This is a genomic window from Actinacidiphila sp. bgisy145 (assembly GCF_057708125.1).
This window is the reverse complement of the sequence record NZ_JBYIRL010000004.1, coordinates 151,979-175,912: the sequence shown is the minus strand read 5'-3', so window position 1 is coordinate 175,912 and position 23,934 is coordinate 151,979. Positions and strand designations below refer to the sequence as shown.

The 23,934-nt window shown below is 70.6% G+C and carries 22 protein-coding genes; 13 read left to right on the top strand and 9 right to left on the bottom strand.

The window, feature by feature from the left end; genetic code table 11:
* Positions 1 to 399 precede the first annotated feature (399 nt).
* From AC3ERT_RS05770 to AC3ERT_RS05750, 5 genes are all read left to right on the top strand, one after another.
* Complete coding sequence (locus AC3ERT_RS05770; protein ID WP_435172998.1) at positions 400 to 609, top strand: hypothetical protein; 210 nt, start codon at positions 400 to 402, stop codon at positions 607 to 609.
* Positions 610 to 620: 11 nt separating this feature from the next.
* On the top strand, positions 621 to 1,736 hold the full coding sequence (locus tag AC3ERT_RS05765) for a hypothetical protein (protein ID WP_435172997.1): 1,116 nt from the start codon (positions 621 to 623) through the stop codon (positions 1,734 to 1,736).
* Positions 1,733 to 2,089, top strand: coding sequence for an ASCH domain-containing protein (locus tag AC3ERT_RS05760; protein WP_435172995.1), 357 nt, complete (start codon positions 1,733 to 1,735; stop codon positions 2,087 to 2,089). The genes AC3ERT_RS05765 and AC3ERT_RS05760 overlap by 4 nt, the downstream gene beginning before the upstream one ends.
* Before the next feature lie 112 nt (positions 2,090 to 2,201).
* A complete protein-coding gene (locus AC3ERT_RS05755) occupies positions 2,202 to 2,558 on the top strand; it encodes a hypothetical protein (protein ID WP_435172993.1) in 357 nt (118 codons plus the stop codon).
* A gap of 134 nt (positions 2,559 to 2,692) precedes the next feature.
* Positions 2,693 to 6,331 (top strand): tetratricopeptide repeat protein, encoded by a 3,639-nt coding sequence (locus tag AC3ERT_RS05750; RefSeq protein WP_435172990.1) that lies wholly within the window; start codon positions 2,693 to 2,695, stop codon positions 6,329 to 6,331.
* A gap of 292 nt (positions 6,332 to 6,623) precedes the next feature.
* Here the strand turns inward: AC3ERT_RS05750 and trxA are convergent, their stop codons facing one another.
* Together trxA and AC3ERT_RS05740 are read right to left on the bottom strand one after the other, a co-directional pair.
* Entirely contained in the window at positions 6,624 to 6,971 is a 348-nt protein-coding gene (trxA, locus tag AC3ERT_RS05745) for a thioredoxin (protein WP_435126032.1), read from the bottom strand.
* Entirely contained in the window at positions 6,968 to 7,387 is a 420-nt protein-coding gene (locus AC3ERT_RS05740; RefSeq protein WP_435172988.1) for a MerR family transcriptional regulator, read from the bottom strand. The genes trxA and AC3ERT_RS05740 overlap by 4 nt, the downstream gene beginning before the upstream one ends.
* A 264-nt stretch (positions 7,388 to 7,651) precedes the next feature.
* Between AC3ERT_RS05740 and AC3ERT_RS05735 the strand changes: the two genes are divergently transcribed.
* Complete coding sequence (locus AC3ERT_RS05735) at positions 7,652 to 9,673, top strand: N-acetylmuramoyl-L-alanine amidase (protein ID WP_435172986.1); 2,022 nt, start codon at positions 7,652 to 7,654, stop codon at positions 9,671 to 9,673.
* 30 nt (positions 9,674 to 9,703) lie between these two features.
* On the opposite strand, the gene AC3ERT_RS05730 is transcribed toward AC3ERT_RS05735, so the two are convergent.
* A complete protein-coding gene (locus AC3ERT_RS05730; protein ID WP_335977259.1) occupies positions 9,704 to 10,621 on the bottom strand; it encodes a MurR/RpiR family transcriptional regulator in 918 nt (305 codons plus the stop codon).
* Positions 10,622 to 10,911: 290 nt separating this feature from the next.
* On the opposite strand from AC3ERT_RS05730, the gene AC3ERT_RS05725 reads away from it, so the two are divergent.
* The 4 genes from AC3ERT_RS05725 (at position 10,912) to AC3ERT_RS05710 (ending at position 14,104) form a co-directional block, all read left to right on the top strand.
* Positions 10,912 to 11,802 (top strand): 1-aminocyclopropane-1-carboxylate deaminase/D-cysteine desulfhydrase, encoded by an 891-nt coding sequence (locus AC3ERT_RS05725; RefSeq protein ID WP_435172984.1) that lies wholly within the window; start codon positions 10,912 to 10,914, stop codon positions 11,800 to 11,802.
* Between the two features lie 52 nt (positions 11,803 to 11,854).
* Entirely contained in the window at positions 11,855 to 12,412 is a 558-nt protein-coding gene (locus AC3ERT_RS05720; protein WP_435172982.1) for a GNAT family N-acetyltransferase, read from the top strand.
* A 155-nt stretch (positions 12,413 to 12,567) separates the two neighbouring features.
* A complete protein-coding gene (locus AC3ERT_RS05715) occupies positions 12,568 to 12,981 on the top strand; it encodes an ATP-binding protein (protein ID WP_335977263.1) in 414 nt (137 codons plus the stop codon).
* 214 nt (positions 12,982 to 13,195) lie between these two features.
* Positions 13,196 to 14,104: an RNA polymerase sigma factor SigF gene (locus AC3ERT_RS05710; RefSeq protein ID WP_335977582.1), complete on the top strand. Its 909-nt coding sequence runs from the start codon at positions 13,196 to 13,198 to the stop codon at positions 14,102 to 14,104.
* Between the two features lie 220 nt (positions 14,105 to 14,324).
* Here the strand turns inward: AC3ERT_RS05710 and AC3ERT_RS05705 are convergent, their stop codons facing one another.
* On the bottom strand, positions 14,325 to 14,774 hold the full coding sequence (locus AC3ERT_RS05705; protein ID WP_435126016.1) for a hypothetical protein: 450 nt from the start codon (positions 14,772 to 14,774) through the stop codon (positions 14,325 to 14,327).
* A 48-nt stretch (positions 14,775 to 14,822) separates the two neighbouring features.
* Between AC3ERT_RS05705 and AC3ERT_RS05700 the strand changes: the two genes are divergently transcribed.
* Positions 14,823 to 15,791, top strand: coding sequence for a diacylglycerol/lipid kinase family protein (locus AC3ERT_RS05700; RefSeq protein WP_435172981.1), 969 nt, complete (start codon positions 14,823 to 14,825; stop codon positions 15,789 to 15,791).
* Positions 15,792 to 16,115: 324 nt separating this feature from the next.
* Positions 16,116 to 16,373, top strand: coding sequence for a WhiB family transcriptional regulator (locus AC3ERT_RS05695; RefSeq protein ID WP_037913060.1), 258 nt, complete (start codon positions 16,116 to 16,118; stop codon positions 16,371 to 16,373).
* Positions 16,374 to 16,517: 144 nt separating this feature from the next.
* Here AC3ERT_RS05695 and AC3ERT_RS05690 read toward each other — a convergent pair whose 3' ends face one another.
* Together AC3ERT_RS05690 and AC3ERT_RS05685 are read right to left on the bottom strand one after the other, a co-directional pair.
* Complete coding sequence (locus AC3ERT_RS05690; protein ID WP_335977584.1) at positions 16,518 to 17,969, bottom strand: sensor histidine kinase; 1,452 nt, start codon at positions 17,967 to 17,969, stop codon at positions 16,518 to 16,520.
* A gap of 413 nt (positions 17,970 to 18,382) precedes the next feature.
* Positions 18,383 to 19,456, bottom strand: a complete 1,074-nt coding sequence (locus AC3ERT_RS05685; protein ID WP_435126281.1) for an SIS domain-containing protein — start codon at positions 19,454 to 19,456, stop codon at positions 18,383 to 18,385.
* Between the two features lie 142 nt (positions 19,457 to 19,598).
* On the opposite strand from AC3ERT_RS05685, the gene nagB reads away from it, so the two are divergent.
* Positions 19,599 to 20,384 carry a glucosamine-6-phosphate deaminase gene (nagB, locus tag AC3ERT_RS05680; protein WP_335977273.1) on the top strand — a complete coding sequence of 262 codons (786 nt, stop codon included), beginning with the start codon at positions 19,599 to 19,601 and terminating at the stop codon, positions 20,382 to 20,384.
* An 88-nt stretch (positions 20,385 to 20,472) separates the two neighbouring features.
* Here nagB and AC3ERT_RS05675 read toward each other — a convergent pair whose 3' ends face one another.
* Genes AC3ERT_RS05675 through AC3ERT_RS05665 form a run of 3 tightly spaced genes read right to left on the bottom strand, consistent with a single transcriptional unit; the run spans position 20,473 to position 23,845 of the window.
* Positions 20,473 to 22,008, bottom strand: a complete 1,536-nt coding sequence (locus AC3ERT_RS05675; protein WP_435172980.1) for a glycoside hydrolase family 3 protein — start codon at positions 22,006 to 22,008, stop codon at positions 20,473 to 20,475.
* Entirely contained in the window at positions 22,005 to 22,832 is an 828-nt protein-coding gene (locus tag AC3ERT_RS05670; RefSeq protein WP_335977277.1) for a carbohydrate ABC transporter permease, read from the bottom strand. The genes AC3ERT_RS05675 and AC3ERT_RS05670 overlap by 4 nt, the downstream gene beginning before the upstream one ends.
* A complete protein-coding gene (locus AC3ERT_RS05665) occupies positions 22,829 to 23,845 on the bottom strand; it encodes a carbohydrate ABC transporter permease (RefSeq protein WP_435126005.1) in 1,017 nt (338 codons plus the stop codon). The genes AC3ERT_RS05670 and AC3ERT_RS05665 overlap by 4 nt, the downstream gene beginning before the upstream one ends.
* Positions 23,846 to 23,934: the final 89 nt, after the last annotated feature.

The following is a 23,934-nucleotide window of genomic DNA, read 5'->3' as shown; positions in this document are numbered from 1 at the left end:
GCGGCAGTGCGGGCAACTCGATCTCTGCGTCGTCAGCACTGGCCGCGCCCCGCCTGCCCTTGCTGACTGCCACAGCCTGGTCGAGTTGGGCGGCATCGACGTTGAAGACCCGCGCCAGGTACTTCCGGGCGTACGGAATCGGAATCCGTGCCTCACGCTCGTACCGCCCGATCTCCTTGCCGGTCTTCGCGGAGCGCCCCTCCAGGGCGTTGTACTCGTCGGCGACCCTCTGCTGAGTCCAGCCACGCGCGCTGCGCAGCCCGACGAGCAAGGCGCCGATCCCGCTGTCGCCCATGCCGTCCCCCAGGAACACGTGACCCCTGGCCCCCATAGTGGCCCCCACTTTGGCCCCCGTGCTGGCTCCCGACCCAATTGGGTCAATTCGCTTTGCTGTTGACCATGGCAAGCCGACTCACCAACGCGGCAACCAAGGCCACACCGGACCTCCTTCCGGCCACGGGCCGACACCGCACCAGGCTCTTCGCCCGCTATGTCGACGGCCGTGGCCTGCTGACCGTCTCGGCTACAGCGGCCAGCTGGGGCGCGGAGGAGCGGACGGGCTCCGGAAAGTGCGTCTGGGCCGCATCCGACCGCAACACCCGACACTAGGGGGAACCCACATGACCACGCACCCCGTCTCGCCGAACACCGTCCTCGCCAACGCCCTCCACCGCGCCGAGGACGTGCTGGCTCCACGCATCCTGGCTGCCCCGCCCGAGCGTGTCGTGTTGGTCGTCGGCACGCAGATCAACGGCGCCCCGCACATCGGCACCTCGCTCGTGCAGACCCTCGCCTTCGCTATGGCCGCCCGCCTGCGCGACCGCTTCGACCTGCCCACCGAGGTGCTCTTCAGCGCCCTCGACAACGCCCCGTACGAGCTGGCCACCGAACCGGCCAGCGGCAACCGCTACCAGCGCGCCTACGCCCAGGCCCTCGGCGAGCAGGCCCTGCTCGACCTCGTCACCGCCCTCTACCAGCCCCTCTTCACCGCCCTGTCCCGACGCCTGGGCATCCCGCACCACATCGAGACGTACACCCAGCAGCAGGCTGGCGAGCACTACCGCCGCACCTGGCTCCGCCTGCTCCCCCGCGTGGACGCCGCCCGCTGGTGGCTCGCCCCCTCCACCGGCACTCCTCACCTCCGCGTCCCCTGCCCTCACCCCGGCTGTGGCTGGGCTGAGAAGCACGCCGAACGCACCCGGGTCCGCCTCACCGGGCCCGAGTCGGCGGTGGTCTCCGCCGTCTGCCTCCACCACGGCCCGTACGAGGCCGCGATCACGCCCACCGCCGGCGCATACCTGGACCTGGCCACCCTGTACCGCAACCTGGTCAAGGAACTCGCCCTGACCAGCCCCCAGGGCACCCTGCACGTCATGGTCAAGGGCGGCGACTGGGTCTTCGGCTCCCACCTCGTCGACGAGGCCCTCCAGGCCGTGGGCCTCACGCGCACCCAGCTCCCGGCCCGCCTGTTCTGCCCCCAGGTCGTTACCGACACCGGCGCCAAGCTGTCGAAATCCCTCATACGAGAAGGCCGTGCCCCCTTGCCCGAGGGCGCCGCCCCTTGGATGCTCGACACCCGGCAGTGGCCCAGCACCGTCACCGAGTACGCCGACCAGTTGCTCGCCATGGCCGAGACCCTGCTCTCCGACCCCCGCCACTTCTTCCGCTCGTACTCGGCCGCCGAGATCGGCCGCCTGATCACCACACCGTCCCCCAGGAGCGTTCCCTCCCGATGACCGACCGCACCGCCCGCGTCCGCGAGCTCAACCTCTACCGCCAGTACTTCGAGCTCGTCGCCGCGGGCACCAAGACCATCGAGGTGCGGGTCAAGTACCCGCACCTCGCTGACCTCGCCACCGGCGACACCATCCGCTTCGGCATCAAGGGCACCGACGAGACCTGCGACGTCGAAGTCCTCCGGGTCACCGAATACCCCGACTTCGAAGCCCTCCTCGACGGCGAGGGCCCGGCGAACGTCAACCCGACCGCCACCCGCGACCAGCAACTCGCCAACATCCGCACCATCTACGGGCCCGAGAAGGAAGCCCTCGGCGCCCTCGCCATCGCGATCGAGCGGACAAGCCTCTGAAGCAAGTGGACCGACCATTCAGCCAAGACCAGCCGCCAACGGCCTCTCATCACTAAGGTGGTGCCTAGCCAATTAGGTGATCCACACCCCGGGGGTTCAGATGGACTTAGCGTTGGCCGAACTGGCACTTGCGGCGCTGGGGGGCGCCAGCGGAAGCCTAAGCGAAGCCGTCGCAACGGATCTATGGCAGCGTCTCCGCAGCCGCTTCTCGCGCGATGACCAGACCGTCGCCGTCCTGGACGCGCGAGATAGCAACGATCCCGCTGCCGTTGCTCTGCTTAGCGACGCCCTGCGTATTCAGGCCGCGGCCGACCCTGAGTTCCGTCGAGAGATGGAGGAGTGGTTGTCGCTCCTCTCTAAGCCCACTGGTTCCACCATCAACACTGTGCACGGTTCCCAGGGGCTCAATGCACCGGGGGGAACCTTCAGCGGTGAGGTGCACATGTCCTTTGGCCAGTCGGAACGATGACGATGGGCCCTGAACCCGCTCGGGACATGACGGCTAACAGCGTCGTGGCTTCCACAGGTCTCAACGCTCCAGCGGCACATTTCTACGACTCGGTCACCGTTAACGTCACGGGCCTCAGATCTCCCACTCCATCCTTGCAGGAACTGCTGGCACTCAGCTCTGTAGAGGCGCCCTACGGGAGGCTCCCTCAGTCCGTATTGGGACGCGACGACATCTTGACCGTCCTCACACGAACCGTGGATGATCCGCACATCCACGTCGTGTCAGGGATGGGCGGGGTAGGGAAGACAACGGTCGCCTTGAGCGCAGCGGAGCTGGCCAAGAAGGCTGGAGCTGAGGTCTTCTGGATCCAGGGCGGATCTGCGGCTGCCGTGACCGACGGGATGCAGCAGGCGGCCCTCCGCGCGGGGGCCCCAGCCGAACATGTCGCCCATGCTTGGGAGAAGGGCGGGCGGCCTGCAGCCGATCTGGTATGGCGCCAGCTGGCAGAACTGGATCGTCCCTGGCTACTCGTCTTCGACGATGCCGATGATCTCGACGCACTGTCGTGCCCTGGCGCCGCGCTCGCCGACGGCACGGGGTGGGTCAGGCCCCCGGCCGGCATGTCACGTGGCGTCCTCGTCACTACGCGCGATGGCAACGAGCGATCTTGGGGAGATCAAATTGCGATCTACCATCGGCTTGAAGTGCTGGAGCTCGAATTCGCAGGGCAAATACTCCAAGAAATGGCGCCTGCGGCAGGCGACGCTGCCTCTGCCAAGGCTCTAGCAGACCGGCTGGGTTCCTTGCCTCTGGCACTGCACTTGGCGGGCACATACCTGGCTATGGCGCACGGCGACCCATTGGCTGAAGCACAGACCTTCGCCACATACTCCGACGTACTCGACGACTCCCTGCTGTTCCTCGACGACGCGACCGAAGGTGTACACGGGGATCTGCGCAACGAGGAGGACCGAGCCCGAAGGACCATTGCAAGCACCTGGGAACTGTCCCTGTCCCTCCTCGAGCGACAGGGAACAGAGCATGCCCGTAGCTTGCTGCAGTTGCTGTCCTGCTTCGCCCCGACCGCTCCCCTGCCGAAGGCTCTGCTCCTTCCCTCCTCCATCGCCGCGCTGCCGATGTGGCCCGCCAACCTGCCACCCAGAGCAATCAAAACGGCCATGGGCGGTCTTCGCAGGTTTGGCCTCATCGGGGTCAACACGGATTCGACGGAACCCGTCTGCCAGATTCACCGACTCGTGGCCGAGGTCTCCGTTTCCCCTCTCCTCACTGAGCCCGAGGCGTATCGAAAGGTTTGGGATTCGGCAGCCGATCTGCTGGTGACTGGCACCCCCTACATGGAGAACCCCCGGGATCCGGCTTCCTGGCCGGCCTGGCAGGGGCTCATCCCGCACTGGCAGGCGATGTTGCAGCGATTCCCGCGATGGAACGGCACGGCCGATGATCGTCTCAACGGCCTGTTGATCGCTGCCGGGGTTGCTGTTTCATACCTGAACTTCCGAGGCGAGTACGCGGCGGCCTGCGAACTGGCGGACGAAGCGCTGGATCGTGCCGAATCTGCAGAAGCCGCTCCCTGGGTGGGAGTGAATATCCGCAGGCACCGGGCCATTGCAGTGGAAGAGATGGGCGATCTGACAGCGGCGGAGTCCGAACTTGACCGCCTATTGGAAGAGTGTGTCAGGCAGTTCGGGGAGGCCGACTCCACAACGCTGACCGTTCGATATCAGCGGGCGAGAGTAGCTTGCCAGCGCGGGAAACTGGAGGAGGCGGAGCGCGAGTACGATGAGGTGATCCGTCATGAGACCCGACTGTTCGGCCCAGACGCCGCCACCACGTTGCGTTCGCGGCACGGCCGTGCCATCTGCATCAGAGGCATGGGCCGCCTCAGCGAAGCTGCTGACGAGGGAAAAGTGGTGCTGGAAGGACTCCGAGCCGAGCTGGGAGAAGAGCACCCCGATGTTCTCGAAGCCCAGCACGAGTTCGCGGTCTCTCTGCGTGATCAAGGGGAGAACCAACGCGCCGAAGAGGTCTTCCGCCAGGTACTCGAACTTGAAGAAGGGGTTCTCGGCACTGAGCACCCATCCACTCTGATCACTCGCGCGAACCTGGCCATCACCCTCATCTTGCGCCAGGAGCTTATCGCAGCGGAGGCCGAGATCCGGGTCGTTCTGGACGCTCGGACGCGCATTCTGGGTTCCGATCACCCCGAGACGCTCGACGCGCGTCACAACTTGGCCATTATTCTCACGCAGCGAGGTGAACTCGATGCCAAGAATGCTGCGGCGGTCTTTACAGAGCTGACCGAAGCGCAGAAGAGACAGCTCGTCGACGACCATCCCAACGTACTGGCAGGTCGTAACAGCCGTGCTGCTGCACTCCGCTCTCTGGGGGAACTAGTTGAGGCCGAATCGGAGTACAGATCAATCTTCAATGTAGCGACGGCTCGCCACGGGGAGCGTCACTCAGCCACCCTCAAGGCCCGCTACGAGTGGGCCATGGCTTTGGGACGCGTCGGCCGAACGGACGAAGCCGTCTCCGAAGTGCGCAACGTCCTGGCCCTCCAGGAAAGGTTGCTTGGAAGCTCCCATCGAAACACCGCCAGTATCCGCGCATCGCTTGGCGCGCTCCTGCTGCAGCAAGGGCACCTTGCCGAAGCCGAGACACAGTTACAGCGAGCGCTTGATGCCCTGCCTGGCGACGACGGGGGGCGCCTGGACATCCGACACGACCTCGTAGCGGTGCTGCACGCACGCGGAAGGCTGCGAGAGGCCATCCGGCAGCTACGTGAGATCGCCGACCAGGAACGGCAGAAGTCGGGGCCGGCTCATCCCAATACGATTACCGCGCGCAACAGTCTCGGGGTCGCGCTGAAAGACTTCGGAATTATCGAGGAAGCGGCTTCCGTCTACCGCGAAGCGCTAAAAGACGCAGCCTGCAAGCACTCCGACGATCAACCCTTGGTACTGACGCTACGGCATAATCTCGCCGTTGCCATGCGCATCCAGGGACATCTTGAGGAGGCAGAGAGAGAACATACGACGGTCCTGCAGATCCAGGAACGTAGGCACGGGGTCGAGCACCCCGATACGCTCGCCACTCGCCTTTCCCTCGCCCGCATTCTGAGTGACAAAGGGTTCGCGAAGGAGGCCGAAGTCGCGTACAGGGAGATCCTGTCGACATCTACCCGTGTCATGGGGCCTGATCATCCAAGGACCCTTTTCGTCCAGGGTAACTTGGCATACCTGCTGGCCGATCAGAGGCGATTCCCTGAAGCGGAGACCGAGTACCGCGATGCGCTGTCCGCATGCCGGAAGACCCTGGGAGTCGACCATCCCGAGACTCTGACAAATAACCACAACCTGGCCATGGCGCTAGGAAATCAGGGAAAACTCGCGGAGGCCGTTCCCCGATTCCGCGACGTCGTGGAGCGCCGGGACCGCACGCTGGGGCCTGACCATCCTGACACGCTGCTAGCACGTAAGAACCTCAGCGAGAGCCTGAGCCGGGCAGGGCAGCCAGCCGACAGTGCAGAGGAGTTCAAAGAACTGGCCGCCGGATGGGCACGCACACGCGGCGCTGACCACGAGTCTGTCTGGGACGCAAGGTACCGCCGAGCTCAGCTGCTATGGGAAGCTGGACAGCCTCGCGCCGCTCAGGAAGAGCTCGAATCTCTACTGGCCCGCGCCTTGGAAGCACGATCGGATGAGGATCCACGTGTCACCACGCTTCAACGGGTGCTGATGGCGGTGCGGGCCGACGATGGCGATTCCTAACGGCCGCGCGATTCGTACACCAGAGGCAGCAGTCCGCACACAGTCCGCAGGACACCCGATCGGGACCGTCGCACCCTATCGCCAGTCAACAGCAAAAGGCCAGGTCAGCGACCTGCGGTAGCCATCGCCGCAGGTCACCGACCCGGCCCATTGCTAGGAGACCAAGAAGGCGTGACCGCCCGCCGTATCCGGCAGGCGGTCGACGGTCCCGTTCCGTGTGGCGTTTCCCACGTTTAGGTGCGTGTGGGGGCGGCACCGGGTCGGGGCCGTTTTCGTGGGCGGGCGGGCGGGGTCAGATCTCGTCGGACAGTTCCTGCATCAGGCGCCGCTTGGGCCGCGCGCCCACCAGCGCCTTGACCGGCTCACCGGCCCGGAAGAGCATCAGCGTCGGCATCGACAGCACCCCGTAGGCGGACTGGGTGGCCGGATTGGTGTCCACGTCGAGCTGGACGACCCGCAGCCGGCCGGCCTCCTCGGCGGCGATCTCCGCGAGCACCGGCGCGATCATGCGGCAGGGCGGGCACCAGGACGCGGTGAAGTCGACCAGCACCGGCAGGTCGGAGCCGAGCACGTCGGCGGCGAAGGTCGCGTCGGTGGTGACGGGCACCCCGGGGTGCAGATGAGTGGTGGCGGCGGTCATGGCGTAGGAGTCCTCTCGGTCGGCGGTGCCAGCTCGCACATCGGTTCCCCCGCGGCCTCCGCGGCCAGCTCCGCCCGGGCGAGCTGCGCGGCCACCTGGTCCCGTACGGACCTCAACCGCGCCACGCACGCGTCCAGTTCGGCGAGCTTGCGGCGGTAGACCGCGAGCGAGTCCGCACAGGTGTCCCCGGCCTCGTGGCCGGCCCGCAGGCACTCCACGAACGGCCGGGTCTCCTCCAGGCCGAAGCCGAAGTCCTGCAAGGTGCGGATCTGCGCCAGCATGCGCACGTGCTCATCGCCGTAGGAGCGGTAGCCGTTGGCGGCGCGCCCGGCAGGCGGCAGCAGCCCGAGGGATTCGTAGTAGCGGAGGGTACGGGTCGTGGTGCCCGCCCGGTCCGCGAGTTCACCGATGCGCATACGGACGACCGTAGACCTTGACGTGCGCGTCAAGGCCAGCCCCGGCGCGCACCCGCGGCCGGTCCGGAATCACCCGACTCGCGGCGACCCGCACCCCGGCCGGTGAAGAAAACTTTCAGGATTTACGTCTAGGAGGTTGCTTACTGCCAGCCGACCTCGCCAGGCTGCGGCGCAGCACTTGCGCGAACCCGCGCCCGCGCACCCCCCGTGCGCGCACCGCGCGGGCCGCGCTCTGCCCGCCCGACCTGAACGCGAGGAGCCTGGATGCACCACCCCCTCACCCGCCCGCGCCGCGGCAGAACCGCCGCGCTGGTGGCAGCGATGTCGCTGCTGGCCGGCCTGTCACTGACCGCGGTGACCACCGCCGACGCGCAGGCCGCGGACCCGCAGTCCACCCGGCAGGCCGAATTCACCGCGGCCGCCGCCGAGTTCGGCGTGCCCGCGCCGGTGCTCGAAGCGGTGTCGTTCTACGAGACCCGGTGGGAGGACCACGCCGGGCAGGAGAACGCCGAGGCGGGCTACGGCCCGATGAACCTCACCGACCTCACCGCGCAGGACCTCGACGGCGACGGCCTGACGACCGCCTCCCCGCGCTACGCCGACCTGCTCAAGGCACCCGCCGAGCACACCGCGGCCGCCGCGGCCGCCCTGCTGGGCACCGACACCGCCACCGTGCGCGGCGACGAGGCGCAGAACATCCGCGGCGGCGCCGCGCTGCTCGCCTCGTACGCCAAGGGCTACGGGCACGGCCGGCTGCCGAAGACCGTGGACGGCTGGTACGCCGCCGCGGCGCGCTACAGCCAGTCCACCGAGGACTCGGTCGCCCAGGCGTTCGCCGACGGCGTGTGGAGCGCCCTGCGCACCGGCGAGGCCCGCACCACCGACGACGGCCAGCAGATCACGCTGGCCCCGCTGGCCGGGCTGCACCCGAACCGCTCCGACGTGCGCAAGCTGGGCCTGACCGACGTCACGCCGCCCGAGAGCGACCAGCAGCCCGAGTGCCCCAAGTCCGTGACGTGCAACTACATTCCGGGCGCCTACACCCTGCTGGACCCGGACGACCTCGGCGACTACGGCAGCCACGACATCGCCGACCGCCCCAACGGCGGCCTGGACATCCGCTACATCACGCTGCACACCACCGACGAGACCTACGACGGCACCCTCGACCTGTTCCGCGACCCGACCTACTTCGCCGGCGCGAACTACGTGGTGCGCTCCTCCGACGGCCTGATCACCCAGATGACGCCGGACAAGGACATCGCCTGGGACAGCGCCAACCGCTCCTTCTACCAGCACTCGATCGGCATCGAGCAGGAGGCGTGGGCCACCCACGGCGGCGCCTGGTTCAGCGAGAACCTCTACCGCTCGACCGCGCAGCTGGTGAAGTACCTGGCGGCGAAGTACGACATCCCGCTGGACCGCGCGCACATCCTCGGCCACGACAACATCCCCGGCGGCACCGAGACCGGCATCGCCACCCAGCACTGGGACCCGGGGCCGGGCTGGGACTGGGAGCACTTCTTCGACCTGCTCGGCGCGCCGATCCGCGCCACCGCCGCGCAGGGCAGCGACGTCGTGGCGATCAAGCCCGGCTACCAGGACAACAAGCAGACCACCACGTACTGCGACGACGTCCAGGGCTACAAGCAGTTCCCCGGCCCCTACCGCAGCTTCGACTGCCCGGTGACCTCCAGCGACGCGCCGTCCAGCTTCGTGCCGCTGTACACCGCGCCGAGCACGGACGCGCCGCTGCTCGCCGACCCCTACCTGCATCCGACCGGCGCGGGCACCGACGCGATGAACGACTGGGGCGACAAGGCCCCCGCCGGTGAGCAGTACGTCGTGGCCGACCGCCGGCCCGGCTGGACCGCCATCTGGTACGGCGGCCAGGAGGCGTGGCTCCAGGACACCGCGAAGCACCCCACCACCGTGCCGGTGACAGCCGAGCGGATCGTGCCCAAGGCGGGCCGCAGCACCATCCCCGTCTACACCACGGCCTACCCCGAAGCCTCCGTCTACCCCGCGGACTTCGTCGCCTACGAGGGCGGCACCGCGCCGCGCCCGCAGACCCCGGCGAAGAAGTACGCGATCGCGGCCGGGCAGTCGTACGTCGCCGCCGGCCCGGCGGTGCACACCGACTCGTACTTCGCGATCAACTACGACGGTTCCGCGCCCCACGACCGGACCGACTTCATCGGGCAGACGAAGGTCTACGAGATCGTCTACAACCACCGGATGGCGTTCGTGAGCGCCGACGACGTGGACGTGGTGCCCGCGAAGTGACCCCGGACGGCGGCCGGTCGCGCGCGGCGCTCAGCGCGCCCGGTCGCCCTCCAGCGCCTGGTGGGTGATCCGCAGCGCCCGGCTGGACAGGTCGAAGGTGCGCTGTGCCACGCACACGAACAGGCAGTCGACCACCACGAGTTGGCTGATCCGGCTGGCCATCGCGCCCGGCCGGAAGGTGGTCTCCCGGCCCGCCGACACCAGCACGAAGTCGGCGAGCCGGGCCGCCGAGGACATCGGGTGGTTGGTGATGACCACCGTGGTGGCGCCCAACGCCGAGGCCCGGCGCAGCGGTTCGAGCACGTCCCGGCTCTCGCCCGAGTGCGAGACGGCCAGGAACACGTCGCCCTCGCCGAGCAGCACCGCGCTGGTGAGCGCGGACTGCGAGTCGCCGTGCGCGTGGCAGGGCCGCCCGACCCGGGCCAGCTTCTGCTGGAGGTCCTGGGCGACCAGCCCGGAGGCGCCGACCCCCGCGATGTGCAGCTGCCCGCCCCCGCACACCGCCCCGACCGCGCCGGAAAGCTGCTCCGGGTCCAGTTGGGTGGCCGTCTCCTGCACCGCCTGCGACTCGGTGTGCACCAGCTTGGCGATGACCTCCTCGGCGGAGTCGTCGGGGGTGATGCCCGCCGACAGCGTCGAGCGCGGCCCCTGCCGGGCCGCCGACGCGGCCAGCGCGAGCCGCAGTTCGGGGTAGCCGGCGAACCCCAGCGCCCGCGCGGTGCGCACGATCGAGGACTCGCTCGTGCCGGCCAGCGCGCTCAGCTCCGAGATCGTGCTGCGCGCGACCTTCGCGGGGTCGCGCACGATCAGCGTCGCGATCCGGGCCGCCGCCGGCGTCAGCGACGGCAACAGGCCGCGCACCGTCGCGGTGAGCGCGTCCCCCGCGTCACTGACCGCAGTGACTCCCGCCGCGGCGGACCGCACGGGTCTGGCATCGGTTTCAGGCACGGGAGTAAGAATGCACCACTGTCACCCGGCCGGGTGACACTTGTGCACCGATACCCCTCAAGCGGGTGGTTCTGCCGCCTCCCGAGCCGGGGAACCCGAGCAGCGCCAGAGGCGCGAGCAACCGCGCCGGTTCTCCCGCCTCCCGGCAGGGGAAACCCGAGCGGAGCCAGGGGCGCGGGGAACTGCGCGACCGGCCACCGGCCGGCGGGTGGTCCCGGAGCCGACAGAAGCATCCGCCCCGGAGGGTCACCCCACCCCCGGAGGGCCCCCGCACTCGGGAGAATGGACGGGTGAGCGTACTGGCGGGAAGGGTGCCGACTTCCCTGGTGGAGGTGGCCGACGAGCGGCTGGCCCGGCACGGCGTACGGCTGCTGCTCAAACGGGACGACCTGGCCCATCCGGACCTCCCGGGCAACAAGTTCCGCAAGCTCGGCCCGAACCTGGCCGCGGCCGAGGCGGCGGGCCACCGCACCCTGCTGACCTTCGGCGGCGCCTACTCCAACCACCTGCGGGCCACCGCGGCCGCCGGCCGCCTGCTCGGCCTGCGCACGGTCGGCGTGGTCCGCGGCGACGAACTGGCCCACCGCCCGCTCAACGCCTCCCTCGCCGGCGCCGCCGCGGACGGCATGGTGCTGCACTTCCTGGACCGCGCCGCCTACCGCCGCAAGACCGCGCCCGACGTGCTGGACCCCCTGCTGGAGCGGTACGGCCCGGCCCACGTTATCCCCGAGGGCGGCTCCAACCCGGCCGCGGTGCGCGGCTGCACGGCCCTGGGCCGGGAGATCGGCACCGCCGCCGACGTGGTGGCCGTCGCCTGCGGCACCGGCGGCACCCTCGCCGGACTGGCGGCCGGACTGCCGCCGCCGGTCCGCGCGATCGGCGTCGCGGCGCTGCGCGGCGGCTTCCTCACCGAGGAGGTGCTGCGCCTCCAGCACGACGCCTTCGGCGAGCGGCGCGGCGACTGGCAGGTGGAGGACCGCTGCCACGCCGGCGGCTTCGCCCGCACCACCCCCGAGCTGGCGGCGTTCACCGACGACTTCGCCCGCCGGCACCGCGAGGCGCTGGACGGCCGGCCGGTGGAGCGCGTCTACGTCGCCAAGGCGCTGCACGCCGTCTTCCGCCTCGCCGGCGAGGGGGCCTTCCCGCCCGGCACCCGGGTCGCGGCGGTGATCACCGGCTGATGCGGCCGAACACCTTTACGGCCACCACACCGCGCCGCCGTAACCTGGTCGCATGATCCGCGCCGCGACCCCCGAAGACGTCCCCGCCATCCAGGCGATGATCCGCGAACTGGCCGCCTACGAACGGGCGCCGCAGGAAGCGCGGGCCACCCTGGAGCAGCTGCGCGAGGCGCTGTTCGGCCCCGACGCGGTGGCGTCCGCGCTGATCGCGGAGCCCGACGGCGCAGCGGGCGGCGGCGAGGGCCCGGCCGGGTTCGCGCTGTGGTTCCGGAACTTCTCCACCTGGACCGGCAAGCCGGGCATGTACCTGGAGGACCTGTACGTCCGCCCGGAGCTGCGCGGCGGCGGCCACGGGAAGGCGCTGCTGGCCGCCCTCGCGGCGATCTGCGTCGAACGCGGCTACGAGCGGTTCGAGTGGACGGTGCTGGACTGGAACGAACAGGCGCTCGGCGTCTACCGCTCGATCGGGGCACGGCCGCAGGACGAGTGGACGGTCCAGCGGCTGTCCGGCCCGGCGCTGCACGCGCTGGCCGCCCGCGCCGGTTCGGGGCCGGATGCAACCGGCGGCGGTGTCCCGTCGTCCAACCAGACGCCGACTCCTACGTATTGAGCCGGCAGCGAGCACCCCCACCTTCCGTACCCGTACGCTTACGATCGGTGACAGAATGGGAAGGGCCGTGCGCCGTCCGGGCGACAGCCGGGCACGGATCGCGGTAGCGTCGCTGCGAACCAGAGCAATCACTGTGTGCCACCTTGGAGGTGTGGGTGTCCCAGATCGCAGGCGAGCCCGGGTCGAAGGACTTCGTCGAGGTCCGGCTGCCCGCGGCGGGAGCGTATCTGTCGGTACTGCGGACGGCCACGGCCGGACTCGCCGCCCGGCTGGACTTCACCCTCGACGAGATCGAGGACCTGCGGATCGCGGTCGACGAGGCGTGCGCGATCCTGCTGCAACAAGCCGTCCCCGGTTCCGTGCTGAGCTGTGTGTTCCGGCTGGTCGGCGACTCGTTGTGGGTGACCGTCTCGGCGCCGACCACCGACGGGCGCGCGCCCGAGCGCGACACCTTCGCCTGGACGGTGCTGTCCGCACTGGCCGGCGAGGTGGACTCCACGGTCGCGCCGGACCAGACGGTCAGCATCAGTCTGCACAAGAAGCGCGGCGCCGTACCCGGACTGTCGTGAGGCATGTGAGGCGGCCGTCGTGAGCCCAGCAGAGACCCCCGGCCCGCCCGCGGAGCACGACGTGCCCGCGGTGCGCGGCCGCGCCTTCGTACCGGCCCAGCAGCAGGGGCCCGGGGGCACCGGTCCGGCCGGGCCGCCGCGGCTGTCGGCAAGACCCCACCCCGACCACGGGGCGGTGGAGGACGGCCCCGGCCGGACGGACCGTAGGGAAGTGATGGACGCGTCGGAGCAGGCGGAGCAGGCGGACCGGATGGATCAGCACGAGCACGCGGCACCGGGCGAGCAGGCCACCCGGCCCGAGCAGCCCGGGCCGGCCGAGGAGCAGCCCGCCGCGGCCGGGCCGGCCGGGTCCGCCGGACAGCACGACCCGCACGACCGCTCGGGCGCCCGCGCGCTCTTCGTCGAGCTGGGCAAGCTGCCCGAGGGCTCGCCGGAGCGGGCCGAGCTGCGCAATCAGCTGGTCCGGATGCACCTGCCGCTGGTGGAGCACCTCGCCCGCCGCTTCCGCAACCGCGGCGAGCCGCTGGACGACCTCACCCAGGTCGCCACGATCGGGCTGATCAAGTCGGTCGACCGGTTCGACGTCGAGCGCGGGGTGGAGTTCTCCACGTACGCCACGCCGACCGTGGTCGGGGAGATCAAGCGGCACTTCCGGGACAAGGGCTGGGCGGTGCGGGTGCCGCGCCGGCTCCAGGAGCTGCGGCTGTCGCTCACCAGCGCCACCGGTGAGCTGTCCCAGCGGCACGGCCGGGCGCCGACGGTGCACGAACTCGCCGAGCACCTCAAGATCTCCGAGGAGGAGGTCCTGGAGGGGCTGGAGTCGGCGAACGCGTACAGCACGCTGTCGCTGGACGTGCCCGACACCGACGACGAGTCGCCCGCCGTCGCGGACACGCTCGGGTCCGAGGACGAGGCGCTGGAGGGGGTCGAGTACCGGGAGTCCCTCAAGCCGCTGCTGGAGCAGCTCCCGCCGCGTGAAAAGACGATCCTGCTGCTGCGGTTCTTCGGGAACATGACGCAGTCGCAGATCGCGCAGGAGGTGGGGATCTCGCAGATGCATGTCAGCCGCCTCCTCGCCCGGACCCTGGCGCAGCTGCGGGACAAACTCCTCATCGACGAGTAGCCCTTGCCGGGCGGGCCGAGCGGACCCCCCGGGCTGCCCCGTCCTGTGGGCTTCGGGACCTTGCGGTCCGCGGTGGCTGGTCGCGCAGTTCCCCGCGCCCCTGAGTAACTGCGGCTCGCACCGGGCTTGCCCCGGAGGAACCCGGGCATATCCAGGGGCGCGGGGAACTGCGCGACAAGCCACCCACCCACCGCAAGGTCCGGGTGCTTACGGGGAGGGGCTAGGCGGCGGTCCGGTTGATACCGAGCGCGTCCGTGGTGGCCGGGTGGACCAGGAGGACGAGGCCGGCGAGGGCGAGGACGCCGAGGACGGCGCCGGCGGTGACGAGGCCGGCGCCGTCACTGCGCAGCAGGTTCCACGCGATGGGCAGCGCGACGAGCTGGACGATGAGCGCGGGCCCGCGGCTCCAGCGGCGGGCCCGGCGCAGCCCGTAGGCGGCGAGGAGCGGCAGCGCGGCGAGGGCGAGGACGAGCAGCCCGGGCAGCACGTCGCTGCCGCCGCCGAAGAACATCGTGACGCCCCACGCGGCGATGGCGGCCCCTTCGAGCCCGGCCACCGCGGCCGCGGCGGTCAGCCGCGCGGGGGGCGGCCCGGCCGCTTCACCCGGGGTTTCCGCCCCGGACACCCCGGACGCCGTGGACTCCATGCGCTTCGTCGTCTTCTGGCTCACACCTGCCAGCGTAGCCGGGCGCGAAAATCCGTAGGTACGCTGTCGAGCATGCGTGCTCTTCTCGTGGTCAACCCCGCCGCCACCACCACCAGCGCGCGGGTCCGCGACGTGATCAGTACCGCCCTGTCCAGTGACCTGAAGCTGGAGGTGGCCACCACGGAGTACCGCGGGCACGCGCGGGACCTCGGGCGGAAGGCCGCGGAGGAGGGCGAGGTCGAGCTCGTGGTGGCCCTCGGCGGCGACGGCACCGTCAACGAGGTCGTCAACGGGCTGCTGCACCACGGCCCCGACCCGGAGGCCCTGCCGCACCTGGCCGTGGTCCCCGGCGGCTCGACGAACGTCTTCGCCCGCGCCCTGGGCCTGCCCAACGACGCCGTGGAGGCCACCGGCGCCCTGCTGGACGCGCTGCGCGCCGGCTCGTCCCGTACGGTCGGCCTGGGCCTGGTCAGCGGCACCAAAGGCACCGAGGACGAGGGGGTGCCGCCGCGCTGGTTCACCTTCTGCGCGGGCCTGGGCTTCGACGCCGGAGTGGTCGGACGGGTGGAGCAGCAAAGGGAGTTGGGCAAGCGGTCCACGCACGCGCTGTACCTGCGGCAGGTGGCCCGCCAGTTCCTGGCCGACCCGCACCGCCGGCACGGCACGATCACGCTGGAGCAGCCGGACGCGGAGCCGGTGGGGGGGCTGTCCACCGCCATAATCTGCAACACCGCGCCGTGGACCTATCTCGGCAACAAACCGGTGTACGCCTCCCCCGACGCGTCCTTCGACACCGCCCTCGACGTGCTGGGCGTCACCAAGATGTCCACGGTCGCCGGCGCCCGGTACGCGGCGCAGCTGCTGCGCTCCACGCCGGAGCGCGGCCCCCGCGGCAAGTACGCGGTGGCCCTGCACGACCTGACGGACTTCACCTTGCATTCGCAGGCGCCGCTGCCCTTCCAGGTCGACGGTGACCACCTGGGACTGCGTACGAGCGCAACCTTCACAGGCGTACGCCGTGCACTGCGTGTGATTGTGTAAGTCGAAGAGCCTAAAGTCCTTTTACTCGAACGTTTAGCCTGCCCCGCACCCCATGGAAGTACGGCTGTGACCGAGGCGACACCGAGGAATCCAAAAAAACTTTCCTGAAGGGGTTGTATCTCCAGCCGAGGTTTGCGAGTCTCTTACTGGCGATCGGGACGGCCGAGCAAACGGCCCCCATGAGAGCCCGAATCTCCTACCTCACACCAGCGGGACCGCACCGACCAGCGACGGTTGGGTGGCGTCCCGTTCCTGCGCAGGGGATTCGTGAAAGCGTTCACATTCACAAGCAACCTGCTTGTCACACAAGGAGTTGGAGCAGCCATGGACTGGCGTCACCGCGCCGTTTGCCGCGAGGAAGACCCCGAGCTCTTCTTCCCCATCGGCAACACCGGTCCTGCGCTGCTGCAGATCGAGGAAGCCAAGGCCGTCTGCCGGCGCTGCCCTGTCATGGACCAGTGCCTTCAGTGGGCGCTGGAGAGTGGCCAGGACGCCGGTGTCTGGGGTGGCCTCAGCGAGGATGAGCGTCGTGCGATGAAGCGCCGCGCCGCCCGCAACCGGGCCCGTAACGCCAGCGCCTGAGAGCACCGGACGACCTAGAAGCCTTACCCCCGAGCCGCAGCGCGCAGCACCTGCCAATACGCGCAGCACGCAGCATCGAGAAAGCCCCGTACCGGATGGGTACGGGGCTTTCTCGTGTGCCCGCCTGCCGGCGGCGCCGAACGCTCAGCTGTCCAACGGGAGTTCGAGCACCACACGGGTGCCCGGGCCGGTCGGGGCCGGGTGCATGTCGAAGGTGCCGCCCAACTCGCCCACCACCAGGGTGCGGACGATCTGGAGGCCGAGGTTGCCCGCCCGCTGGGCGTCGAAGCCGGCCGGCAGCCCGCGCCCGTCGTCCTGGACGGTGACCGTGATGCGGTCGCGGGCGCGGGTCGCGGCGACCTCCACGCTGCCCGACTCCCCCGGCCCGAAGCCGTGTTCCAGGGCGTTCTGGAGCAGCTCGGTGAGCACCATGGACAGCGGGGTGGCGGTCTCCGCGCTGAGGATGCCGAACCGGCCGCCGCGCCGGGTGGTGACCCGTCCGGGTGAGATCTCCGCGACCATCGCCAGCACGCGGTCGGCGATCTCGTCGAACTCCACCGTCTCGTCGAGGTTCTGCGACAGCGTCTCGTGCACGATCGCGATCGACCCGACCCGCCGCACCGCCTCGTCCAGCGCCTCCCGGGCCCGTTCGGAGTCCATCCGGCGGGCCTGGAGCCGCAGCAGCGCCGCGACCGTCTGGAGGTTGTTCTTCACCCGGTGGTGGATCTCCCGGATGGTGGCGTCCTTGGTGATCAACTCCCGCTCGCGGCGGCGCAGTTCGGTGACGTCGCGGAGCAGCACCAGCGAACCGGTGTGCACGCCCTTGGGCTTGAGCGGGATGGCCCGCAACTGGATCACCCCGTCGCCCGCCTCCACCTCGAACTCCCGGGGCGCCCAGCCGCTGGCGAGCTTCACCAGCGCCTCTTCCACCGGGCCGCGGTCCGGGGCGAGTTCGGCGGTGGCCTGGCCCAGGTGCTGGCCGACCAGGTCGGCGGCCAGGCCCAGCCGGTGGTAGGCGGACAGCGCGTTCGGGCTGGCGTACTGCACGATGCCGTCGGCGTCCAGCCGGATCAGCCCGTCGCCCGCCCGCGGCGAGGCGTCCATGTCCACCTGCTCGGCCGGGAACGGGAAGGCGCCGGCGGCGATCATCTGCGCCAGGTCGGAGGCGCTTTGCAGATAGGTCAGCTCCAGCCGGCTCGGGGTGCGCACGGTCAGCAGGTTGGTGTTGCGGGCGATCACCCCCAGCACCCGGCCGTCGCGGCGGACCGGGATGGACTCCACCCGCACCGGCACCTCCTCGCGCCACTCCGGGTCGCCCTCGCGGACGATCCGCCCCTCGTCCAGCGCCGCGTCCAGCAGCGGCCGGCGGCCCCGCGGCACCAGGTGGCCGACCATGTCGTCCTGGTACGAGGTGGGGCCGGTGTTGGGGCGCATCTGCGCGACCGACACGTAGCGCGTGCCGTCGCGGGTGGGCACCCACAGCACGAGGTCGGCGAAGGACAGGTCGGAGAGCAGTTGCCACTCCGAGACGAGCAGGTGCAGCCATTCGAGGTCGGACCGGTCGAGGCCGGTGTGCTCGCGGACGAGGTCGTTCATGGAGGGCACGCATGTGAGCGTACCTCCCGGCCGAACCGGTGCGGTCCGGCGCGTTTCCCGGCGCGCCCGGCCGGGAATTCACGGGACGGAATCGGTGGCACACCCATGGACAAGCCCCAGTGGTCTAGTCCAGAATACCGATGAGTAGACCTCCGCCCTCCCCGCACAGGAGGACGGACCGAGGCCAAGGCGTTCTCTGCCCTGACTACGCCGGACGCCTCACTGGTCGGCCCTACCGGGCCGGAGGGCACCGCACACCCCCCGGCCACGGCGCCGACGGCAGCTCCGGGCTGCGGTGCTGGAGAGGTTGAGGGTCCTCTCCCGGCACCGCGGCCCGAAGTGTTTCCGGCCGCCCCTTCGTTTGCCGCCGCCTCGCCTCCGGGGCTCGAACCCGGCGCCGGACCGGAGGACGTTCAGCGGGTCTTCGTGACCTTGGCCAGGGCGCGCGGGGCATCGGGGTCCTGGCCGCGGGCGACGGCCACTTCGTAGGCGAGGCGTTGGAGCGGGAGGATCTCCAGGATCGGCTGGAGGGCCTCGGGCAGCTCGCGGGTGGGCAGCACGAAACCGCCGGAGGCGGCCCTGACGTGGACCCGGGGGCCGACGACGACGAGGTCGGCGCCGCGGCCGCGGAGCCGGTCGAGCACCGGTTGGAGCGCCCGGCCGCCCGGACCCTCGGGGACGATCGCGATCACCGGGGAGATGTTGTCCACCATGGCCAGCGGCCCGTGCAGCAGGTCGGCGCCGGAGTAGGCGAGCGCGGGGATGTAGCTGGTCTCCATCAGCTTCAGCGCGGCCTCCTTGGCGGTCGGGTAGCCGTAGCCGCGCGAGGTGAGCACCATCCGCTCGGCGAAGCGGTACCGCCCGGCGAGCGCGCTGACCTCCGCGGACCGGTCCAGCACCTCCCGGGCGAGGTCGGGCAGCGCGTCCGCGGCACCCGCGTCGCCGCGCAGGCCCCGCACGAACAGGTAGAGCACCAGCAGTTCCGCGGTGTACGTCTTGGTCGCGGGCAGCGCCTTCTCCGGTCCGGCGAGCATGTCGAGGTGGAACTCGGCGACCTCGGCCAGCGGCGAGTCCGGGTTGTTGGTCACCGCGAGCGTGATCGCGCCGGCCTCGCGGGCGGCCCGGGTGGTGGCGACCAGGTCGGGCGAGCCGCCGGACTGGCTCACGCTGATCAGCAGCACGTCCGCCAGGCGCGGGCTGGCCCCGTAGGCGGTGACGGTGGACATCGAGGTCAGGCCGCACGGCAGCCCCAACTCGACCTCGATCAGGTACTTCGCGTACAGCGCCGCGTGGTCGGAGGTGCCGCGCGCGCTGAGCAGCACGAACCGGGGCCGCCGGTCCGCGATCCGCCGGGCGGTCCGCCGCACCTGCGGCGCGGCCTCGTCGAGCACCCGCCGCAGCACCTCGGGCTGCTCGGCCATCTCACCGAACATGATCCAGCCCGGCTCTCCCGTACCGGGAGCCGGGGACGACGCGGGCACCGGCATCCCCATCGCCTCCATCCCACCGGACGGGGTTCCGACCCTCACCAGTCGACCACAGGACCCGGCGGTCCGCACCACCTGAGTGGCCCCGTCTGCTAGATTGGTCTATACCACATGTTCCCTTCTTGAGAACGGCAGGACCAGCGTGGAAGTTGTCATCGTGCCGGACGCCGCCGCGGGCGGCGAACTCATCGCGGAGGCCATGGCCGCCCTGCTGCGCCGCAAGCCCGACGCCCTGCTCGGCGTGGCGACCGGCTCCACCCCGCTGCCGGTCTACACCGCGCTCGCCGCCAAGGTCCGGTCCGGCGCCGTGGACGCCGCCCGCGCCCGGGTCTGCCAGCTCGACGAGTACGTGGGGCTGCCCGCCGGCCACCCGGAGTCGTACCGCTCGGTGGTGCTGCGCGAGGTGGTCGAGCCGCTCGGCCTGTCCCCGAAGGCGTTCATGGGCCCCGACGGCGCCGCCGCCGACGTACGCGCGGCCTGCACGGCGTACGACGAGGCGCTCGCGGCGGCGGGCGGGGTGGACCTGCAACTGCTCGGCATCGGCACCGACGGGCACATAGGGTTCAACGAACCCTGCTCCTCGCTCGCCTCGCGCACCCGGATCAAGACGCTCACCGAGCAGACCCGGGTGGACAACGCCCGCTTCTTCGACGGCGACATCGCGCAGGTGCCGCGCCATGTGATCACCCAGGGCATCGGCACCATCCTGGAGGCCCGGCACCTGGTGCTGCTGGCCACCGGGGAGGGCAAGGCCGAGGCCGTCGCGCAGACCGTGGAGGGCCCGGTCGCCGCCGTGGTGCCCGCCTCCGCGCTCCAGCTCCACCCGCACGCCACGGTCGTGGTCGACGAGGCCGCCGCCGCCAAGCTGAAGCTGGCGCCGTACTTCCGCGCCACCTACGCCGCCAAGCCGGACTGGCAGGGCCTGTAGCCGCGGCCGGGTCCGGCCGTACACGCCAGGACGCCGCGGACCCCGCTCGGGGGTCCGCGGCGTCTCGCCGTGTGTGCGGCGGGCGGGGTCAGTCGCGGGCGGCGATCACTTCCGCCGCGGCCTCGCCGCAGACCCGGGCGGCGCCGTGGGTGGCGACGTACAGCGAGCCGACCGGCTCGGACTGCGGCACCCCCATCTCGACCACGATGGTGTCCGGCCGCGCCGCCACCAGTCCGGCCAGCGCCTGTGCCATCCACGGGTGCCGGTGCGCGTCGCGGACCACGGCCACCACCCGGCTGCCGCCCGCCGCGGCCAGTACCTCGGCGGCGTCGGCGGTGCGGTAGCTGCCGGTACGGGTGCCGGGCAGCAGCCGCTCCAGCTCCGCGGCCACGCCCCACGGCGTCACGTCGCCGACCGCGATGTTCGCCATCGGGGTGAAGGCGGCCACGTAGGGCGGGGCGTCGAGCGGGGTGTGGTGCGCGGCGCGGGTGACACGCAGCGCGCGGCGGGCCGCGGTCAGGCCGATGCCGGTGTCGGGCGCGCTCCCCTCCGCCGCACCCGACCGCTGTGCGGCCGCCCAGGCGGCCAGTTCCCGTACCCGGCGGGCGGCGTCGGCCAGCCGTTCGGCGGGCAGGGAGCCGTCCTTGACCGCGGCCACGATCGCGTCGCGCAGGTCCAGCACGGTCTGCTCGTCGCTGCGGCCGCCGCCGACGCAGATCGCGTCGCAGCCCGCGGCGATCGCCATCACGGTGCCGCGCTCGATGCCGTAGGTGCCGGAGATCGCCTGCATCTCGATGCCGTCGGTGACCACCAGGCCGTCGTAGCCGAGGCCGCCCTCCTCGACGGGCGCGCGCAGCAGTCCGCCGAGGACCGCCGGGCTGAGCGTGCCGGGCAGCTCGGGGTCGAGCGCGGGCACCAGGATGTGCGCGCTCATCACGGCCTTGGCGCCGGCCGCGAGCGCGGCGCGGAAGGGCACCAGTTCGCGGGAGCGCAGGGTGTCCAGGTCGACGTCGATCCGCGGCATCGCGTGGTGGGAGTCCACCGCGGTGTCGCCGTGGCCGGGGAAGTGCTTGACGCTGGCGGCCACGCCCCCGGACTGCAACCCCTCGACGTAGGCGGCGGTGTGGCGGGCCACCAGCTCGGGGTCGGCGCCGAAGGAGCGCACCCCGATCACCGGGTTGTCCGGGTCGGAGTTGACGTCGGCGGACGGCGCCCAGTCGAAGTCCACCCCGCAGGCGGCCAGCCGGCGGCCGAGTTCGGCGGCGACCGCGCGGGTCAGCGCCACGTCGTCGACCGCGCCGAGCGCGAGGTTGCCGGGGAACGACGAACCGCCGCGCGCCTCCAGCCGGGTGACGTCACCGCCCTCCTCGTCGGCGGTGACCAGCAGGTCGGGGCGTTTCGCACGCAGCTGCGCGGTGAGCGCGGCCACCTGGTCGGGGGAGGCCACGTTGCGGGAGAACAGGGCGACCGAGCCGAGCCCCTCGTCGATCAGCCGCAGCACCCATGCGGGCGCGGTGGTGCCCTCGAAGCCGGGCTGGAGGACGGCCAGCGCGTCCGCGGTGACCGTCGCGAGGTCGGGTCCGGCGGAGCCGTCGAGGTCTTCGGTGCGGGCGATGGGGCTCATCCCTTCACCGCCCCGGCGGTCATGCCGGCGACGGCCCTGCGCTGGAGGACCAGGAAGACGATCACCACGGGGATGGTGAAGAGGCTGGAGGCGGCCATGGTAGCGCCCCAGTCGTCGCCGAAGTTGGTCTGGAACTGGGTGAGCCACAGCGGCAGCGTCTGGCCGCTCTCCTTGTTGAGGATGAGGACGAGCGGGAACTCGTTCCAGGCGGTGATGAAGCCGAACAGCGAGGTGGACATCAGCCCCGGCGCCAGCAGCGGCAGCACCACCCGGACGAACGCCTGGAACCGGGTGCAGCCGTCCATGAGGGCGGACTCCTCCAGTTCCTTGGGCACCGCGGCGATGAACCCGCGCAGCGTCCAGATGGAGAACGGCAGCACCATCATCATGTAGAAGAGCGTCAGCGGCAGCAGGCTGTTGAGCATGTCCTGGTCGCGGACGATCATGTAGACGGAGATCGTCATGACCTCCCACGGCGCCATCTGGGCCATCATCACGATCAGGAGGAACGCCTTGCGGCCGCGGAAGCGCATCCGCGCCACCGCGAACGCCGCCGCGGTCGCCACCACCAGCGACAGCAGCACCGAACCGATGGTGACGGTGAGGCTGTTGCGCACCAGCGTCCAGAAGCCCGCCGCGTGCACGGCCTTGTCGAAGTGCGACGTGGTGCCGTGGAAGGGCACGAAGACCGGGGTGGTGGAGATGATGTCGAGGTCCGGCTTGAAGGCCGTCGTCAGCATCCAGTAGACGGGGAAGATGAAGAAGACGAAGAGGATGACCGCGACGACGTTGGGCCACAGCCGTCCGAACGTGGAGCGCCTCACAGCTCGTCCTCCTGCTTCAGCATGATCCGGAAGTAGTAGGACATCAGCACCAGCAGGATGAGGATGGTCAGCACGGAGATCGCCGCGCCGGTGCCGTAGTGCTGGTTGCCGACGCCCTCGACGAAGGCGTAGACCGGCAGGGTCTCGGTCAGGCCGGCGGGGCCGCCGCCGTTCAGCGCGTAGACCTGGGTGAACGCCTTGAACACCCAGATGATCTCCAGGAACGCGGTGCTCAGGAAGAACGGCTTGAGCATCGGGAAGAGCACCGAGGTGAAGGAGCGCCAGGCGCCCGCGCCGTCCATCCGGGCCGCCTCGAAGATCTCCCCGGAGATGGTGGTCAGGCCCGCGTAGAGGTTGAGCGCGACGAACGGGATCGACTGCCAGACGACCATCAGGGTGATGACCGCGAAGGTGGAGAACTGGTGGCCGAACCAGTTGTAGCCGTGCATCGAGTGGAAGCCGAGCTTCCACAGCACCCAGTTGACGACGCCGTAGCGGGTGTCGAAGAGCCACTGGTAGACGGTGGTGCCGGCCACGATCGGCATCGCCCAGGCGAGCACCATCCCGATCGACAGCAGCAGCCGCATCTTCTTGCCGAGCCGGTACAGCAGCAGCCCCACCAGGGTGCCGGCGACCATGATCAGCGCGACGTTGGCGAGGGTGAAGAAGACCGAGCGCTCGGTGGTGTGCCAGAAGTCGGCGCTGGTCAGCTGGGCCTTGTAGTTGCCGAACCCGGTCCACTGGGTGGTGTGCTGGATCAGCTGGAAGGCGTTGAGGGTCTGGAACGAGATGATCACGTTCCGCACCAGCGGGTAGCCCAGCAGCAGGATGGTGGCCACCAGCGCGGGCAGGATCAGCAGGTACGGCAGCGTGCGGCCGGCGATCGCGCCGCCGGCGGTGCGCGACTTGCCGGGGCCGGTCGGCGGCTGCTCGCCGTCGCCTCTGCGCTGCCGGGGTACGGCCGTCTCCTCGTCGGGGGCCCGTACCTGCGTCCCTTTGTACTGCGCGGCCATGCTTCCCTCTTCCTCGTGCCGTCCGCTGCGCAACGGTGTGCCCGGCCCGGGCGCCCGCCGTGCTCGGCGGCGGGCGCCCGGGACCGGAC

Coding starts and splice junctions, on each gene's coding strand:
- AC3ERT_RS05770 (WP_435172998.1), top strand. CDS start 400: ATGGCAAGCCGACTCACCAACGCGGCAACCAAGGCCACACCGGACCTC.
- AC3ERT_RS05765 (WP_435172997.1), top strand. CDS start 621: ATGACCACGCACCCCGTCTCGCCGAACACCGTCCTCGCCAACGCCCTC.
- AC3ERT_RS05760 (WP_435172995.1), top strand. CDS start 1,733: ATGACCGACCGCACCGCCCGCGTCCGCGAGCTCAACCTCTACCGCCAG.
- trxA (WP_435126032.1), bottom strand. CDS start 6,971: ATGACCGCCGCCACCACTCATCTGCACCCCGGGGTGCCCGTCACCACC.
- AC3ERT_RS05740 (WP_435172988.1), bottom strand. CDS start 7,387: ATGCGCATCGGTGAACTCGCGGACCGGGCGGGCACCACGACCCGTACC.
- AC3ERT_RS05735 (WP_435172986.1), top strand. CDS start 7,652: ATGCACCACCCCCTCACCCGCCCGCGCCGCGGCAGAACCGCCGCGCTG.
- AC3ERT_RS05720 (WP_435172982.1), top strand. CDS start 11,855: ATGATCCGCGCCGCGACCCCCGAAGACGTCCCCGCCATCCAGGCGATG.
- AC3ERT_RS05710 (WP_335977582.1), top strand. CDS start 13,196: ATGGACGCGTCGGAGCAGGCGGAGCAGGCGGACCGGATGGATCAGCAC.
- AC3ERT_RS05700 (WP_435172981.1), top strand. CDS start 14,823: ATGCGTGCTCTTCTCGTGGTCAACCCCGCCGCCACCACCACCAGCGCG.
- AC3ERT_RS05695 (WP_037913060.1), top strand. CDS start 16,116: ATGGACTGGCGTCACCGCGCCGTTTGCCGCGAGGAAGACCCCGAGCTC.
- AC3ERT_RS05690 (WP_335977584.1), bottom strand. CDS start 17,969: ATGAACGACCTCGTCCGCGAGCACACCGGCCTCGACCGGTCCGACCTC.
- AC3ERT_RS05685 (WP_435126281.1), bottom strand. CDS start 19,456: ATGCCGGTGCCCGCGTCGTCCCCGGCTCCCGGTACGGGAGAGCCGGGC.
- AC3ERT_RS05675 (WP_435172980.1), bottom strand. CDS start 22,008: ATGAGCCCCATCGCCCGCACCGAAGACCTCGACGGCTCCGCCGGACCC.
- AC3ERT_RS05665 (WP_435126005.1), bottom strand. CDS start 23,845: ATGGCCGCGCAGTACAAAGGGACGCAGGTACGGGCCCCCGACGAGGAG.